The sequence below is a fragment of the Parashewanella tropica genome (genome assembly GCF_004358445.1).
GTDB classification, from domain to species: Bacteria; Pseudomonadota; Gammaproteobacteria; order Enterobacterales; family Shewanellaceae; genus Parashewanella; species Parashewanella tropica.
On sequence record NZ_CP037951.1, the window covers coordinates 2,688,772 to 2,705,907 of the forward strand.

The window sequence follows — 17,136 nt, forward strand, 5'->3', positions numbered from 1 at the left end:
ATTTATTGTTATCGCTTCACTCATTCAGCAAATACGTATCCATATAATCGACAACCTCATGCTGACCACAATCCATTGCAAGACGTAGAGCTGTCCTTTTACTCTTATCTAAAATACTGGGTTCTGATCCTCGATTCATTAACCATTCGACACATTCTTTATGCCCATGTAATGCAGCTAAATGTAAAGGGGTTCTGCCCGTTTCTTTAGTTGGTGTTGAGAGCTGGGCTCCAATAGTCGATAAATGCTTTAAACATTCCAATCTTCCTTTTCTAGCAGCTAGACAGGCAGGAGTATGTCCATCAAAACTGGGCTTATTTACAAACTCCCGCCTTGAGTCACAAAGTGCTTTTAATGTATCTAAGTTGCCATGTAATGCCGCAGTATGAAGAGGCGTAAGCTCACTCTCAGGAAGGGTGCATTTTTTATCGGGAAAATATGGATTTAATATTTGGATACAAGCTGAACTTCCGTACGCAGCAGCTTTATGAAATAAGGTATATCCGTCTGCACTATCAATAAATTCATTAAATTTAATTTTTTGATCCACAGCTTTCGAAATTAAAGAGCGCAAGACCTCTTCATTAGTCTCTTCGACCGCTCTGAACAATTGATAAGCTAAAGTTTCATCTCTGCTTTCGTCATCATTTCTTAATAATTTAGACACTCCAACATCATCTTCACATGCAATATTGATAAAGCTGTATACTAATTTTGCGGCTTCGACTTCACCTGCCCTCACTGCAAACAAAACATCATGATGCGTTACAGGGTCGCAATGCTTTGCCATTAACGCAGCATTCAATTCTCGAACAATATCAAGACGACCTTCTCTTATTGCATAGCGCAAAGGGGTAAGCTTATAACCGTCGGGTTGATGGATAGATAGCGTACTCACATTAATAAGCTTTTTTACACATTTAAAATGACCATTCCTAGCAGCCAAATGTAATGCCAGCCTGCTTTTATGATCCCGTATCAAATAATTCGCATTTCGAGATAATAGTTTCTTGATAGCTTCAGGTTCGCCACACTCTGCAGCTAGATGAAGTGCCGTTTTACCTTGAGCATTTTGAACATTGGCATCCGCTCCTGAATCTAATAAAACTCCAACAAAATCCACAAACGAATTTGCAGTGGCAAGCATTAATAGAGTGTCACCATTGAGCATATGTGCATCAATATTAATGGGTTGCTTTAATAGCCCCTGAACTTTATTTGTATCACCATCTTCAAAGCACTCATAAAACCTCTTAAAATCAGGAGCTTGACATTCATTAAAAGATGCAGCGAACATTGCAGCAGAAATGTGGACGGGTAACAATAAGACTAACGGTTGTGAACATTCTGCAGTTTTATATAACGTAGGGACTTCTGGTGCATTTTGCACATCAAAAAGCCTTATTTGATCATCATAAGCGCGCTTTTTTAAGCAAACGGCTTGCTTATTAGTAAAATACGTTTCTAGGATACCAAAATTTTGAGGTTCGAGTTCAGCGCCATCTAAAGTTCTATTTATACGAAATACACTATAAAATCTTTCCCCTGACTCACCCCAAGATACGATTAAGAGCTCTTTTCGCTGAGCGATTACAGTGCATAGTTCTGCGCTATAAGAAATACAATTTTGATGACCTTGTGATTGTTCGAGATTGACCGTTGAAGAGGTAGCCATGATTTATACCCCCGAGAAAAGTTCGAATTAAAACAAACTTGGGATAAAAAGATAGATTTATCCGATGGACATGAGAATATCACTTGTCACTTATGCCCAATAAAGCATTTAGCTATAATTTATTTTGTTAGTAATACGGTTATCCACGCGGCTTACTTTTATGGCTATTTTTTTTTAAGTAAGCAAAACTTCAACACCAATATAGTCATCCATATTAGCGCCTTATTTTATTGGTAATCAACCTGTTAACATTGATTCTTGAATTGTTTTGGTAAAAGAAAAAGCTTAATATTCCCCCGCAGGCCAATCATAAACTTTGATGTCGTTTACATGATGTAAAGGCAGTTTTTAAATTTAACCAATAGTAATGACCTTATGAGAAAACAAAGAGAGCAACGGAATAGCGAGTCATATAAAAATACAAAAACGCCACAGTTAATTTTCTGTGGCGTTTTCTTTTGCTTTAAAATCTATTTACAGCTTTTTAAAGTCATCAACATGAATGGCTTCTAATCTGAGTTCATCAGCAACTTTAAGCTGTTTAAATTCATCTTCTGAAATTACATGTTTCTCTAATGCTGATTCAAATAATGCCATACCTCTAATCTTACGTTCCAAAGACCCAGATTTTTGGGCTGCAGACAACTTAGCCATTATGTCTCTACATTCATATTGAGCAATGAAGGCGTTTTCTACTTCAGCAATACCACTTTTATCTCCTTCAAATAAACTGCTTAAGAAAGTTAGACGCTCTCTAACAGGAGAAGGTTTTAGTAGTGACTTGGATAATTTAATCGCTAAATCATCAGACGGTTTTGCAAAATGATTGCCTAATGGGAAAATCAAAGCTCTAAGTAACCATGCAACAGGACGATTAGGGAAGTTAGCAATCGCTTCTTGTAAAGCCTTAGCAGCAAGATGTAAGCGCTCTTGCATTACATAGTGAACGATTGGCAATTCATCTTGCTGATGGCCATTATCTTCAAAATGTTTCAACGTTGCTGAACCAAGATACAACTGACTTAACACATCACCTAACCTCGCTGAAAGCATCTCTTTACGCTTCAAATCTCCGCCAAGAATCAACATGGCGATATCACTCATAAAGGCTAATGCCGAAGATAATCGGGTCATTTCTTTATAATACTGTTGCGTTTCACCTGCCACTGGAGCAGAAGCGAAACTACTTCGAGACAAAGCATGGCCAAAACTGCTAAATGCATTTCGACAAGCGTAACCTATGTGCCCCATTAATAAACGATCAAATCTATCTAATGCCGCTTTTTGATCTTCCATTTGTGCTGTTTCCATTTCTGGCAACACATAAGGATGACAACGAGTAGCCCCTTGACCAAAAATCATTAACGAGCGGGTAAGAATGTTTGCACCTTCAACGGTAATGGAAATCGGAATACCCATATAGCCATGACCAAGGTAGTTCTTTTTACCGAGCTGAATCCCTTTACCCGATTGAATGTCCATCGCGTCATTCATCACATCACGACCTAACTCTGTCATGTGATATTTTGCAATTGCCGTAACGACTGACGGTTTAACTTTTAAATCAAGACCTGTGGTTGTTAATCGACGCGCTGCTTCCAGCTGATAGGTATTAGCAATGATACGAGACAAGGCTTCTTGTACACCTTCAAATCGACCAATGGATAAGCCAAATTGTTGGCGAATATAGCTGTAAGCCGTTGTAGTCTGAGTGGTTACGTGCCCTGATGCGGTTGCAAGAGCTGGTAACGAAATACCACGCCCAGCTGACAAACATTCCACCAACATACGCCAGCCCTTACCTGCATATTGAGGACCACCGATAATCCAGTCTAATGGAATAAAGACATCTTCACCGTGAGTCGTACCGTTCATAAATGCCAAATTCATTGGATTATGTCGATCACCAATTTTAACGCCTTCATGGCTGGTAGGTATCAAGGCACAAGTGATACCAAGATCTGTCTCTTCACCGAGTAAGTTATCAGGATCTCGCATTTGGAATGCCAATCCCAAAACGGTGGCAACAGGTGCTAAGGTGATATAACGTTTGTTCCAAGTTAAAGACAAACCAAGCACTTCTTCACCTTCGAATTCACGGCGGCAAACAATACCTGTATCAGGAATGCCACCAGCATCACTGCCAGCTTCCGGTCCAGTTAGAGCGAAGCATGGAATTTCTTGACCGTTAGCTAGACGTGGCAGCCAGTAATCTCGTTGTTCATTGGTCCCGTAATGGGTTAACAATTCACCAGGCCCTAAAGAATTCGGTACCATAACCGTTACAGCAGCACTGATACTTCTTGTTGCTAACATTCCAACAATAGTCGAATTAGCATAAGCAGAGAATTCTTTACCACCATATTTTTTGGGAATGATTAACGAAAAGAAACCCTGAGATTTAAAGTAATCCCATAGCTCAGGCGGTAAGTCCTTTCGATTGTGGACGATATCGTAATCATCCATCATTGATAGTGCTGTCTTGACTTGGTTATCTATAAAGTCTTTTTCTTCTTCTGTTAAAGTAGGCTGACCATAACCATGTAGCTTATTCCAATCCGGTTTACCACGGAATAATTCACCTTCCCACCAGACATCCCCAGCTTCCATAGCTTCACGCTCAGTCTCAGAAAGTGGCGGTAACACGCGCTTAAAAAAAGCAAATGCAGGACGAGTGACAAAACGCATTCGAATACTGTGAACACCAAAAATAATGCCTACAGCAAGCAAGACTAAAACAACAATACTCATAACAACAAAACCTAAATTAGTTTAGAAAACGTTCTTAACAGGACCTTAATGTCAGCCCGAACTATGTAAGCACACACTTTGCGTTTAAACGCTCCCTATGAGCTAGTTACGCCTGAAGCCATATAAGGGATCAGTTTGCGGATCACTGTTTCAATGTCATTGTGCTCCTCAAAATCGGCTGCTGCAATTTCCATTAAAGCATCTGATGAAGCCATGGTGAAAACCACAGTACCTAATGTAAAGTGTAGTCGCCAGAACATATCTGAAGCAGGAATATCCGGAGCACAACTTTTTACTGCGTTGATAAACACAGCAAGTGAACTTCCATAATGAGTGGTAAAAAACCATCGCAGGTGACCTTGGCTTTCTATATACCCTCGGCTAATCAACTGTAAAAAGTTACTTGTTGCCTCAGGGTGCAATCGCTTCAATTCAAGCAGTGGATTGACTAAGCTGGAAAATACATCCTCCAAACTACTATCTTCAGGAAGCTGCTCAAGCGAAGTCACGGCTGCGGGCATAAAAACATCAAGATATCTCGCCAATACGGCACGGATTAGCTCTTTTTTGGAACCAAAATGATAATTGACCGAAGCTAAATTCACCTCTGCTTTACTGGTAATTAACCGCAACGATGTTTCAGAAAACCCACGTTCAGCAAACAGCTTTTCTGCAGCATTGAGAATTTTATTTTTTGTACCTCTCGCTGACGCCATACCATTAACTCACCATCAAAATTCAAACAGTTGTTTAAAATTACTGCTTAATGTGAGCATTGTCAATCTTTATACCTGCGTCTTAAACAGATTCATTAGCTTTATTATCTAGCCATAAAAATTTATAAGTTGTGATAATACGTTACAGGTTTAGGCTATAAAAAAACCAAATGATAATCGCGTAATTGAGATGTAGAGAGTGTGACACTAATGCAAAAACACTAAAGTTTAGGTAGTATGGGCGCGCTATCATGATTAGGAAATCGACCACATGAAATCAATAATAAATAAACCTTCGCAACTATCTCTTATCGTTGCCTTAAGCTTAGGGTTAAGTGCCTGCGGTGGACAAGACGCTGAAGAGAAAAAACAAAAAGCTCCAGTTGCCACAACAGAACAAGCTAAAGCTTTTATTCACGATGCTGAAACTAAGCTTGCAGAGCTTTCAATCGAAGCAAATCGTGCAGAATGGATTTACAGCAACTTTATCACCGAAGATACAGCGGCATTAGCTGCTGCGGTAGGCGAGAAAACCACTGCCAGCTCAGTAAAATTTGCTACTGAAGCGGCTAAATACGCGGATGTTGCACTAGATCCTGTAAACGCACGTAAATTACACATGCTAAGAACCAGCCTAGTGCTTCCTGCTCCGCTTGATCCAAAAAAGAACGCGGAATTAGCCAACATCAGCGCTGAACTTAATGGTATGTATGGTAAAGGCAAGTACTGCTTTCAAGACGGTAAGTGCCTGACGCTACCTGAACTTTCTGCAATTATGGCGGAATCAAGCGATCCAAAATTACTTGAAGAGGTTTGGAACGGTTGGCGTAACATTTCTAAGCCTATGCGTCCTTTATTCGAGCGAGAAGTAGAGCTGGCAAACGAAGGTGCTAGAAATTTAGGGTTTAGCGATCTATCGCAATTATGGCGTAGCCAATACGACATGAAACCAGATGATTTCTCAAACGAGCTAGACCGTCTATGGGGACAAGTTAAGCCTTTATATGACTCATTACACTGCTATGTTCGCGGTAATTTGAATCAAAAATATGGTGATGAAGTAGTTCCAAAAAATGGCCCTATTCCAGCGCACTTATTAGGTAACATGTGGGCACAGTCTTGGGGCAACATTTATGATGATGTAGCACCTGAAAATGGTGATCCAGGTTACGATGTAACTAAGTTGCTTGCGAAACATCAGTACGATGAAATCAAGATGGTAAAACAAGCGGACGGTTTCTTTACCTCTATGGGCTTTGAAAAGTTACCAGATACCTTCTGGAAGCGTTCTCTGTTTGTTCAACCAAAAGATCGTGATGTTGTTTGTCATGCATCTGCTTGGGACTTAGATAACCAAGAAGATATCCGCATCAAGATGTGTATCCAAAAAACGGGTGAAGAATTTGTGGTGATTCATCACGAACTGGGTCACAACATCTATCAACGTGCTTATAAAGATCAGCCTTTCTTATTCCAAAACAGTGCTAACGACGGTTTCCATGAAGCCATTGGTGACACCATTGCCCTTTCTATTACACCAAAGTACTTAAAAGAAATTGGTCTGCTTGAGCAAGTACCTGACGAATCAAAAGATATTGGCCTTCTACTAAAACTCGCGCTTGATAAAGTTGCCTTTATGCCATTTGGCTTAATGATCGATCAATGGCGCTGGAAGGTGTTTAACGGTGAGATCAAGCCAAGTGAATACAACAAAGCTTGGTGGGAACTGCGTGAGAAGTATCAAGGTGTTAAAGCGCCAATGGCTCGTAGCGAAAGTGACTTTGATCCAGGTGCGAAATATCACGTGCCAGGTAATGTTCCATACACTCGCTACTTCTTAGCGCATATTCTTCAGTTCCAATTCCACAAAGCATTGTGTGACATTGCTGGCGATAAAGGTCCTGTGAACCGTTGTTCTGTATATGGAAATAAAGCGGCTGGAGAAAAGCTAAACAAAATGCTAGAAATGGGCGCAAGCAAACCTTGGCCTGATGCTCTTGAAGTGGTAACAGGCAAACGTGAAATGGATGCTCAAGCCGTTTTAGATTACTTCGCTCCACTTAAAGTATGGTTAGACAAGCAAAATAAAATGCAAAATAACCAGTGTGGTTGGTAAAAATATTTTTAAACTAACGTAATGCAAATGCCCGACTTATCCGTCGGGCATTTTATTGATTTATCAAAGCAAGAAATAATTTGTTAATAAATTATACTGTCGCCCCATTTTAGTATGATTTATAGTGCAATTAAGTTTTATAAAGTGTTAATTTCATGCGTGTAATTCTACTGTTTATTGGTTTATTTTTACTTAACCCATACTCATTGGCTGACTCTCAACAAGCCAACCAAAAAATGAACCAAAACTATCAGGTTTTTATTGATTCGTTTTCTAGCCTCGATGCTAAACGCTTAGCAACTATTTACCACAAAAGCGCTATTTATATTCCTGAGCACCGAAAGCAAAATTTGGTTTATGGAAGCAATGATATTGAACAGCTTTATCAACGATTTTTTAATCGTGTGCAGCACAAAAATGCACGTGTCAGTGTTGGGTTTCGAGTGGTCAATCGAGAAATTACTCAAGAGCAGGTCACTGATATTGGGTTCTTTTTAATTCGTGTTTTTCCAGCATCTCACACAGAACAAAATGTGTCAGAGTTTGCGGGAAAATTTTTGATCATCGGTGATAAAAAGTCTTCTGATGTCATTTCTTGGAAAACCGAAATGAATAGCCACGCCAAACCCCACCATTATTTTGGACTTAATCCAGAAAAGTTGTTATTTTTCAGTGAAACAAAAATGCTGCCAAAGGAATAACAATGAGTGACAATCAACTTTGCCCTTGTGGATCCAAAGAGCTATATCAAAACTGTTGTTATCCTCTGCATAATCAAGCTAGACACGCGAGCTCTCCTGAAGAACTCATGCGTTCTCGCTATAGCGCTTTTGTGAAAAAGCAATTTGATTATATTATTTCAACTCAAGATGAAGGCTTTCACCCTGGAGTGACTGCTGAGCAACTGGCAACGCCCCCTTTACCTAATTGGTTGGCATTAAACGTTATCGACTCAACTCAAAATGCCCATTCTGGTACCGTTACTTTTAAAGCATGGTATTCCCTTTCAAACCAGCTAGATGCCATTTTTGAGAAATCCAATTTTATTTTAAAAGATGGTCAATGGTTTTATACGGATGGTGAGCACTTCAACGTTACTTTACCTAATCGAAATGATCCATGTTTTTGTAACAGTGGCTTGAAATTTAAAAAGTGCTGCTCAAGAACCATAGAGGCTAATCGAAGCTGCTCTTAAACACATAAGTACGTATAAGTAGTTCAGCTTTATTGGCTTGCTTATCCAGAGCTCGGGTTAGTTAGTAGTGAAGAGCATTTATGCTTTTACGAGCTCAGCTTTAGCCTCATCCAAACGAATAAACTTTGTAAAGTCGGCCTCCCGTAATGCTGGGCTGTATAAATAACCCTGACCTTGATTACAGTGGTGATCAATCAAGTAATCTTCTTGCTCTCCAGTTTCGATACCTTCGGCAGTTAAAGATAGATTTAGAGCTTTAGCCATTGCAATAATCGCATTCACGATTTCACGGCTCTCATGGCTATCGGTAATATCAGATATAAATGAACGATCAATTTTTAATTTTGAGATAGGTAATTGCTTCAAATAACGCATTGAACTGTAACCAGTACCGAAATCATCAATCGCTAACCCAACACCTAACTCAGATAATTGCTGGCAAAGCGTTGTGGCTGTTTGGATATCAGCCATAATTTCAGTTTCAGTAATTTCGAGTATGAGAGATTGTGGTGTTATCTGATATTTATTAAGCAGATTCCATATTTTTTCGAACAAATCGCCACTGAATAACTGGCTTGCAGCTACGTTTACATGCATCGTTAAATGTGGCTTTTGGTGATGCCATAAATTTAATTTTCGGCACGCTTCTTCTAAGACCCAATCCCCAAGCACATTAATAAAACCAGTCTGTTCGGCTATCTCTATGAAACTGCCAGGGAATATCACACCTTTTTTAGGGTGGTGCCAACGAATTAAGGCTTCTGCACCTGTGTATTCTCCCGTTTTTAAGTCACGTAATGGCTGATAATACAGTTCAAACTGTCGATTATTTATCGCAACATGTAAGTCTTGTTCTATTTGTGCTTTATCTAAAAACGAGGACAGTAAATCATGATTGAAGCACTGAATGGGTATCCCTACCTTCTTCTTCGCAATTTGCAAAGCCAAATCAGCGCTTGTGAGAGGAGAAACAACATTCGCGACTTCTGCAATATCGACAACTGCAATTACGGGCCTAGGCTCAACCCACTGACGCTTGATTTGCACCTTACTGCTTAGGCTTTGATACAATTCCAAAGCTAAATGCTCAATTTCATCCAGTGTAAATTTACTACTCAATATAAGCGCAAACTCATCACTACCAACTCTCGCAAGCTCTACAGCTTGTTTAACATCGGAAAAATGTTTAAGTTTTCTAGCTATTTCAATAAGTAGCGCATCGCCTTTTTCATGACCATAGGTATCATTAAAGTGCTTAAAGTTTTTGAGGTCGATTAAAACCAAGTATCCGCTGTAAGTTCGCTCTAAAGCATTATTGAAGTAAGTTCGATTTTTTAAATTTGTCAGGGTACAGGACCAAGCAAGTCTCTCCAAATCTTCTTGTTGTCTACGCTTTTCAGTTATGTCCTCATTATTGATAAGAGCATACTTATTCCCTCTAGCAGTAATAAACGGACTACAATGATGCCTAGCCCAGTAACTTATTCCAGAAGGCGTCACAACATTGACTTCACCTACAACCTGCTTACCTTGTAAAAGACTCTGAAACATTTCTTCGGCCAGTTCAGGCTTAGACTTAAAAATCATCAACTCAGTGATGGGCTTACCAATAAAGTGTTCCTTTGGTAATCCAGTGAGTTTCGAATAGGCATCATTTACAAACTCAACAATGCGAGTTTCCATATTAATGAGCATGAAAATCTGCTGAGCTTGTTCGGCAGCACATTTAAACAAAGATAACTGTTCATCTTGTGTATAGGTGTGTTTAGTGGCAATCGTTAAAGCAAGCTGATCCGCTAATTGAGAAACAATATAAATTTCGCTATCTGACCAATTTTTTTGCTGATCCGTTCGCTCTACATTAATAATGCCTTCTAGGTGACCATTAATTCGAATCGGCACATCTAATAAGGATTTAATGCCATTAGGATTAATATAGAATTCGCGAAATTCATCTACACGAGAGTCATTAGAAGTATCGTTAACATCAATAGAACGGCTATTTTCAAGAAGTTTTAGATAACCACTAAAATCACTGATTTGAATGTAGTTCTTTAAATCTATCGTACTATCTTGTCTTTGATGAGCGACTAGGCTTAATGCGGTTTGCTCATTTTTAAATAACCAGACACTTACACCTGTAATATTGAGGTGTTTGTACAATAGCTCAGAAACCAACTCGGCCGTTTCCTTGAAGTTTCCTTGTTGTTTTTGTTCTGAGTTAACAACGGTTTCAACAATGTGTTGATACTTACGACGCTTCACATATGTCCCTTACGAAAGCCAAGAGCCTATAAAATGAGGCCAAAGATTACTTTAAAAAAACTGTGCAATTCAAGTTTTCATTGTATTTATGACAACATTTAACCAGCGAGTTTGTTTTGCATTTGAAATAGCATCTTTTCAACGGCTACAGCAAAAGTGAGCACTAATGTCGTTTTATCTTCATTTGATTCAATATGATACTTAACATCATCAAACTGACTAGTAGCGATTTCCAGCATCTGCTGAGCTTCTTTTTCCGATGAACTGCCAGAAAACAAAATAATAAGCTCTTTGTCATCTTCACCAATAACAGCACCTACATCGACAAAGGCACCACAAGTATTACATGTATCATTTACATCCAGAGATTGGTTTCGTTTAATACTTTTCACTTTGAAGCCTCAAAATTCAAAAGAAAATGCATTATAGGTTAGAGAAATCCTGCCTAACTCTGATTCAGATCACTATATTGAGCATTTGCTCCTGCTTTTGAATTTGATCGACTAAATTTAGTTCCAATTTTTTTGTTGGTAATTTCGAAACATTGTGTTTTTGCTGAACATGAATATCACAATTTTCAATTGCTTGCTGTAAACCAAAAGGTCTTGAACCTCGGTTAACTAGGGCTTCTGGTTTGAGTGTGTGTTGTAATCGAAATGCAATTAAACCATCTTGATGAAACACAGAACCATGATCGATTGGAGTATCTTCTTTAGATATATCCGCAATTAACGGTTGCTCTACGGACTCTGAGTGAGGCGCCATCGAACGAACATCTTGAGACATCAGTGCCAGTAACAGCGAAAACTCACTGCGATAGTTAGATGTGGTGGCCTTATTTAATTGGCCTCCTATATCTAACTCATTTACTATTACTGGCGTCAACTGCATAAACTTTCATCAAAAAAGACGTTCTTTGATAATTTATCGACCATACGAGCTAGAACTTTAGCTTTATTTGACTTTCGCCCTTTACAGTTTGAAAAAATCTGACTACTATTGCCGCCGCAAAATAAGGAGGGGTTCCCGAGTGGCCAAAGGGATCAGACTGTAAATCTGACGGCTCCGCCTTCGAAGGTTCGAATCCTTCTCCCTCCACCATTTTGCACAATCAGACAATATGAATTGGAGGGGTTCCCGAGTGGCCAAAGGGATCAGACTGTAAATCTGACGGCTCCGCCTTCGAAGGTTCGAATCCTTCTCCCTCCACCATTCTTCATATTTCTGATTATTCACATCTTATGTGGAGGGGTTCCCGAGTGGCCAAAGGGATCAGACTGTAAATCTGACGGCTCCGCCTTCGAAGGTTCGAATCCTTCTCCCTCCACCATTTTCTTTAGTTTAAGTGCTTTCTTTGTCTCATTCGCTTTTTTTTCCATACTAATTTCTCTATCCTTTACCCAAAATCTTTTAGATGGAATTTTCAATGAGTAACTCTTGGGTAAATAAAGCCATACAAAAAATTGAAGCTGACTATCAGCGCAGTGCTGACACTCATTTAATAAAATTAGATATTCCAAGCCTTGCTGGCATTGATATTTACCTTAAAGATGAAAGCACTCACCCTACAGGTAGCTTGAAGCATCGGCTTGCTCGCTCACTCTTTCTTTATGCTTTATGTAATGGCTGGGTAAAAGAAGATACCACGATTATTGAGTCCTCCTCAGGAAGCACAGCGGTATCGGAAGCCTATTTTGCAAGGCTGCTCGGCCTACCTTTCATTGCCGTTATGCCTAGCAGCACAGCCAAAAAGAAAATCCAACAGATCGAATTTTATGGTGGAAAGTGTCATTTTGTTGATCATTCCAGCGAGATTTACGCCGAGTCAGAACGATTAGCCAAAGAGTTAAACGGTCATTATATGGATCAGTTTACCTACGCTGAACGCGCAACAGACTGGCGTGGCAATAACAATATTGCCGAGTCAATATTTTTGCAGATGAAATTAGAGCCGCACCCAACCCCAAAATGGATTGTTATGAGCCCGGGCACTGGAGGAACATCAGCAACAATAGGTCGTTACCTTCGCTATCAGGCCTTAGACACTAAGCTTTGTGTTGTCGACTCTGATAATTCCGTTTTCTATGAATACTATCAAACTGGAAACAAAGCTCTTACCTGTCAAACCGGCAGTAAAATCGAGGGAATTGGTCGCCCACGAGTAGAGCCTTCTTTTATTTCAGGCGTGGTTGACCATATGCTTAAAATACCTGACACAGCGTCTATTGCAACGGTTCACTGGCTGCAAACTCTCATTGGCAGAAAAGCAGGCGCATCAACGGGGACTAACCTTTACGGCGCATTGAAACTTGCTAAAGAAATGAAAGCCAAAGGAGAAACTGGCTCTATTGTGACTTTATTGTGTGACTCAGGAAATCGCTATTTAGATACTTATTATGATGATAAGTGGATAACTGAAAATATTGGTGATTTATCAAAAGCCAAATCTTGGCTAGAGCAGTTTGCTTAAATAAAGGTTAACACGCCATTGCTCATAATAAATATTAAATCCTAACGCCCTATAAACACTGAAGGAATAAGCGATACTTTAAGTTCAAACTGGTGCTTTGTCATATTCATACCTAATAACGCTGAAATTACACTTTCATGAAGTTTAGGCATATGTTCAAAGTTCAGGTTCTTAAATTGAAGGTTGGGTACTTGGCATAGCAGGTTCTGATCCCCCGAGAAAAAAATCAAAACAGGAATCTGAAGCTGCTCAATTTCTATTAAAAGTTCATCAACCGGGTAATGCAAAATATATAGCACATCACTTTTCTGATAACACTTAATCGTATCGCAGGCCGATTTTAGATACACCCTTGCTTTAGGCCACGCTATTTCGGGCGTAACAACATCACTGGCTGAGTGAATCTTAAACCCTGCCTGCCTCAATGCAAACCCAGTAAAAGAACGACCACAAGCTATTTCTATGGCATGTTTCGTTATTGGCTTTAAGCACGCAGACATTTCTATAGCATTTTCTTTACTGTGTAACTGGTAAATGTTCAGCCCAAATAATTGGAACTCTCTACAAGTATTAACAATACATTTAAACTCTTCTTTTCCTTCCTCACACTCTTCAGTTACAAACCATTCATCCCCCGTCAATCTAACTCCGAGCTTTTCTGATAGTTCCAACACTCCATATATTTTCTCGGGAAGCTCAAAATTTGCTAATTCAAGTAAGCCATGAAGTTGATCTTGTATTAACCTGATTTGTGCCTCAGTACCTACATTTGATATTTGTAAGTACCTTATGTAACAAATCAATTTTGACCCCCCAATAGCTTGCATTCTTAGTCTGAACTCTTGTTCTTCCGATAAATCCCCTCCAAAATGCCGTTTGTAAGTTGAAATAAATTGTTTGAAATAATGAGCTTCGTTTTTTACCCGCTCCACTAATTCACCATCATATTGGACGCTTTCATGCATTCCTCTGTTACACTCCAAGAGATCTTGCATTTCGGCACTTAAAACCATAGGTTCGTACTGATAACTTTTAAGGTGAGGTGCATGTGCTGTGCTCAAGCTTTTTTCGTCGTGGAATGGTAACTGATGTGACTTTCGTATTTTATAACTTCTTACTCTCCCAGAAAGTAAACGAACTAAAAGCACATCTGTAACATCATGCTCTTCAATACCATCACAGAGAGTTCTTAATGGTTTAACACTTAACATGGTTGCGGCAGGCAATTCACTGTATGACAAAAAACTTGATGACATGGATAATAAAGATAAGTTAGTTATTCGCCCAATTATAAAGAAGATAAAATCACAACCCACGTTAACTTAACTTAATGTTTTAAAAGTAAATCTATATAGTGCTTTTAATGATAGAGACAGTCTGAGAGAAACTATTTTCACTGATATTATTTTTTCAGGTACTTATTAGGAATTCGGCTTACTCTACCTTTGAAGTCTTCTGTTTTCATATTAATGCCAATCAAACAAGCAACTTGGTCATCATCATATACGGGATGACGCTGAAACAATAATAATTGGCACAGAACATTTTCAAAACCTTCAAATAAAACCCGTCGACCCGTTGCGTAAATAAGGACAGAAAGCTTAGATTGTACAATCTCGTCAATAAAGTGGCCCATTGGGAAGTGAAGAAGAAACAACACGTCTCCAGCAGCATATTGGCTCATGGTTTCTAAAATACCATTTTTATAAACTCTTACGTCCGGCCAAGGCACCTTAGGTTTAGTAATATCACTTGCGGCTCTTATCTTGAAATATTTTCCCAAGGCGGCTGTTGCCATCCCTCGGCCACTTGCCACTTCTATTCTATATTTTGAAACGCCTTTAAGGCACTCTACAACTTCCTCGGCGTGCTCTAGGGAGTAAACCTGATGTAATTTGAGTATCACAACTAAAAAGCGGATGATTATATTGGTAAATTTAATAAAGTTAGGGTGCGCGTTTTGAGAACCTTCTATTTTATCGCATGAGCGTTTCAGTAATTGACTTACTCTATAACACCCCATAAAAGACACTGGGATCTCACCTTTGGCAATAGTCTGAAGTGAAAAAACCTCATCCCTTAACATGCTTATTTCACTCTCTGCTAGCCAAGCATTCTCTTGAAAACAATTGATGTAAACTGTAAGTGCGGCTAAAAATTGTGCGGGGTTATCATGTGAGGATTGTACTTGGGGCTTTAAGTGTTCTGCTAACCTTCCAGTCACTAACTCAGCAGTATAAATCAGAGTTAACTGGATATAATTGTACTTATTCTGAGGTGTTGATGTTTCTTTGGTAAATAACGCAAAAGTTTTTAGCTCGTCTTTAACTAAATGATTAATTTCAGTAAAGCAATACCCCTTCGTATTGTTGAGGTAATGAAAGAGCAGCTGCTTTCTCTTTTCGTCGGACTCTGGAAACGGGGTATTTACATGGTAAAAAAAGTAACTTCCATCATTAAAACAAAATCGGATAATCGAACCTTGCTTAAAGGTTTCGCTATCCTGACTGATTAACGCAACACTAGGTTGTAGAAAATTGGCAGAACTGAATGGTTTATTTGTTGGGGCAGTCGTAGCCATACTAGGACATAAACGAAACTCATCACCCAACGATATTGAAATCAATCCGTTATGTCATCTTAATCTTTTTTAATCAATGTCTAAGTACTTATGAGTTTGAATAGATAACCGCCAATTACGGGCGATACAGGTTGCCATAGCTAATTCAGTGGCTCTCGGTTTTTGGCTAATCGGCTGCAAACAGATGGTTTTATTTGATACATCGATGCCTTCAAGAAGCTCATCTAATTCGTCAATGTGCCCTTGCTTAGCAATTGGGTGCTTGATTTCGTTCGCTCGATTTAACGCTTGCTCTAAAACCTTATAACCACCTTTCATATTAATTTTTGGTGATACAGTGACATAGGTTTGTTCATCACACTTAACCTCAAAGGTGCCACTGGTTTCTATTTGGGCTTGATAGCCTTTGGCATGCAACCCCTGAGTTAGTGCTGTTAAATCATGTATACAAGGCTCACCACCTGTGATCACGACCAACTTCGCCGAAAAACCTTTATCTTCAAAAGCTAACATTAAAGACTCTGCGGTATGCATCGCCCAGCGACCAATAGTGCCATCCACCTGAATCACTTCTTCTGGTGCAACTTTATTATGCTCTTCTTGTTCCCATGTTTGCTTAGTATCACACCAACTACAACCCACTGGACAACCTTGAAGTCTGACAAAAATAGCAGGAACCCCCGTATGGCTACCTTCACCTTGGATGGTTTCAAATACTTCATTGATTGGATATTGCATGGTGACACCGACTAGATTGATAGACTGATTACAAAAGGGAGGCTGTTATAGAGGATTTTGACCTCAGCTGCAAGTACAACTCTCCCAAAAACCATAATCAGTCTAACTCGAAACGTTTAAACAGCCCAAACAGCAAACTCATTACCATTAGGGTCAGCAAAGTGAAATCGTCGTCCGCCGGGGAATGAAAATTCTGGCTGGACAATAGTGCCGCCCGCTTGCTCAATATCGGCTTGAGTCTGCTCTAAATCATCACTATATAGCACAATAAGAGGACTGCCCTTTTCTACTGATACTTGGGTATCAGACAAATAAAAGCCACCATTTACCGTCTGGCCAGTAAAGCTGCAATATTCATCACCAAAGTCCATAAATTCCCAGTCAAAAACTTGGGTAAAGAAGGCTTTGGTTGCCACAATATCTTTTGCTGGTATTTCGAGATAGTTCACTTGATTGTGAATATTCATGTCACACTCCTTTGTTCAATTAACTCTACTGTTATACAAAATCACCATAAAAGCAAAACTAGAATGTAATCCATTAGTTAGACGTACATAACTGTGAATGTTATCAAACAAAATAATCGATTTACTTTTGCTTGCAAACTTCCCCTAAGCTAAACTGTTGCC

The 17,136-nt window shown here is 39.3% G+C and carries 14 protein-coding genes and 3 tRNA genes; 7 read left to right on the forward strand and 10 right to left on the reverse strand.

The annotated features are described in order from the left end of the window. Positions 1-16 precede the first annotated feature (16 nt). The 3 genes from E2H97_RS11815 to psrA form a co-directional block, all read right to left on the reverse strand. Positions 17-1,675, reverse strand: coding sequence for an ankyrin repeat domain-containing protein (locus E2H97_RS11815; protein WP_133407329.1), 1,659 nt, complete (start codon positions 1,673-1,675; stop codon positions 17-19). Between the two features lie 474 nt (positions 1,676-2,149). Continuing rightward, on the reverse strand, positions 2,150-4,426 hold the full coding sequence (locus E2H97_RS11820; RefSeq protein WP_133407330.1) for an acyl-CoA dehydrogenase: 2,277 nt from the start codon (positions 4,424-4,426) through the stop codon (positions 2,150-2,152). 95 nt (positions 4,427-4,521) lie between these two features. Then, positions 4,522-5,142, reverse strand: a complete 621-nt coding sequence (gene psrA / locus E2H97_RS11825; protein WP_133407331.1) for a TetR family transcriptional repressor PsrA — start codon at positions 5,140-5,142, stop codon at positions 4,522-4,524. Positions 5,143-5,413: 271 nt separating this feature from the next. On the opposite strand from psrA, the gene E2H97_RS11830 reads away from it, so the two are divergent. The 3 genes from E2H97_RS11830 to E2H97_RS11840 all read left to right on the forward strand — a co-directional run bounded on the left by E2H97_RS11830 (position 5,414) and on the right by E2H97_RS11840 (position 8,453). Continuing rightward, the gene (locus E2H97_RS11830; RefSeq protein ID WP_133407332.1) at positions 5,414-7,258 is read left to right on the forward strand and encodes a M2 family metallopeptidase; all 1,845 of its coding nucleotides are present in this window, start codon (positions 5,414-5,416) and stop codon (positions 7,256-7,258) included. 155 nt (positions 7,259-7,413) lie between these two features. After that, positions 7,414-7,959 carry a hypothetical protein gene (locus tag E2H97_RS11835; protein ID WP_133407333.1) on the forward strand — a complete coding sequence of 182 codons (546 nt, stop codon included), beginning with the start codon at positions 7,414-7,416 and terminating at the stop codon, positions 7,957-7,959. 2 nt (positions 7,960-7,961) lie between these two features. Further along, positions 7,962-8,453, forward strand: coding sequence for a YchJ family protein (locus tag E2H97_RS11840; protein WP_133407334.1), 492 nt, complete (start codon positions 7,962-7,964; stop codon positions 8,451-8,453). 78 nt (positions 8,454-8,531) lie between these two features. Here E2H97_RS11840 and E2H97_RS11845 read toward each other — a convergent pair whose 3' ends face one another. The 3 genes from E2H97_RS11845 to E2H97_RS11855 form a co-directional block, all read right to left on the reverse strand. After that, positions 8,532-10,718 (reverse strand): sensor domain-containing phosphodiesterase, encoded by a 2,187-nt coding sequence (locus E2H97_RS11845; RefSeq protein WP_133407335.1) that lies wholly within the window; start codon positions 10,716-10,718, stop codon positions 8,532-8,534. Between the two features lie 98 nt (positions 10,719-10,816). Beyond that, the gene (locus E2H97_RS11850) at positions 10,817-11,110 is read right to left on the reverse strand and encodes a DUF406 family protein (protein WP_133407336.1); all 294 of its coding nucleotides are present in this window, start codon (positions 11,108-11,110) and stop codon (positions 10,817-10,819) included. Between the two features lie 64 nt (positions 11,111-11,174). Further along, positions 11,175-11,609: a VC2046/SO_2500 family protein gene (locus tag E2H97_RS11855; RefSeq protein WP_133407337.1), complete on the reverse strand. Its 435-nt coding sequence runs from the start codon at positions 11,607-11,609 to the stop codon at positions 11,175-11,177. Between the two features lie 125 nt (positions 11,610-11,734). Here E2H97_RS11855 and E2H97_RS11860 point away from each other — a divergent pair. The 4 genes from E2H97_RS11860 to E2H97_RS11875 all read left to right on the forward strand — a co-directional run bounded on the left by E2H97_RS11860 (position 11,735) and on the right by E2H97_RS11875 (position 13,188). After that, positions 11,735-11,819: transfer RNA gene (locus E2H97_RS11860), tRNA-Tyr, on the forward strand. Between the two features lie 26 nt (positions 11,820-11,845). After that, positions 11,846-11,930: transfer RNA gene (locus tag E2H97_RS11865), tRNA-Tyr, on the forward strand. A 33-nt stretch (positions 11,931-11,963) separates the two neighbouring features. After that, a tRNA-Tyr gene (locus E2H97_RS11870) sits at positions 11,964-12,048 on the forward strand. A 96-nt stretch (positions 12,049-12,144) separates the two neighbouring features. After that, positions 12,145-13,188, forward strand: coding sequence for a PLP-dependent cysteine synthase family protein (locus tag E2H97_RS11875; RefSeq protein WP_133407338.1), 1,044 nt, complete (start codon positions 12,145-12,147; stop codon positions 13,186-13,188). Between the two features lie 41 nt (positions 13,189-13,229). Here the strand turns inward: E2H97_RS11875 and E2H97_RS11880 are convergent, their stop codons facing one another. From E2H97_RS11880 to E2H97_RS11895, 4 genes are all read right to left on the reverse strand, one after another. After that, positions 13,230-14,414, reverse strand: coding sequence for a hypothetical protein (locus E2H97_RS11880; protein WP_133407339.1), 1,185 nt, complete (start codon positions 14,412-14,414; stop codon positions 13,230-13,232). 176 nt (positions 14,415-14,590) lie between these two features. After that, complete coding sequence (locus tag E2H97_RS11885) at positions 14,591-15,769, reverse strand: hypothetical protein (RefSeq protein WP_133407340.1); 1,179 nt, start codon at positions 15,767-15,769, stop codon at positions 14,591-14,593. A 69-nt stretch (positions 15,770-15,838) separates the two neighbouring features. Further along, entirely contained in the window at positions 15,839-16,507 is a 669-nt protein-coding gene (gene queE / locus E2H97_RS11890) for a 7-carboxy-7-deazaguanine synthase QueE (protein WP_133407341.1), read from the reverse strand. A 116-nt stretch (positions 16,508-16,623) separates the two neighbouring features. Further along, positions 16,624-16,974: a VOC family protein gene (locus tag E2H97_RS11895; protein ID WP_133407342.1), complete on the reverse strand. Its 351-nt coding sequence runs from the start codon at positions 16,972-16,974 to the stop codon at positions 16,624-16,626. Positions 16,975-17,136 lie beyond the last annotated feature (162 nt).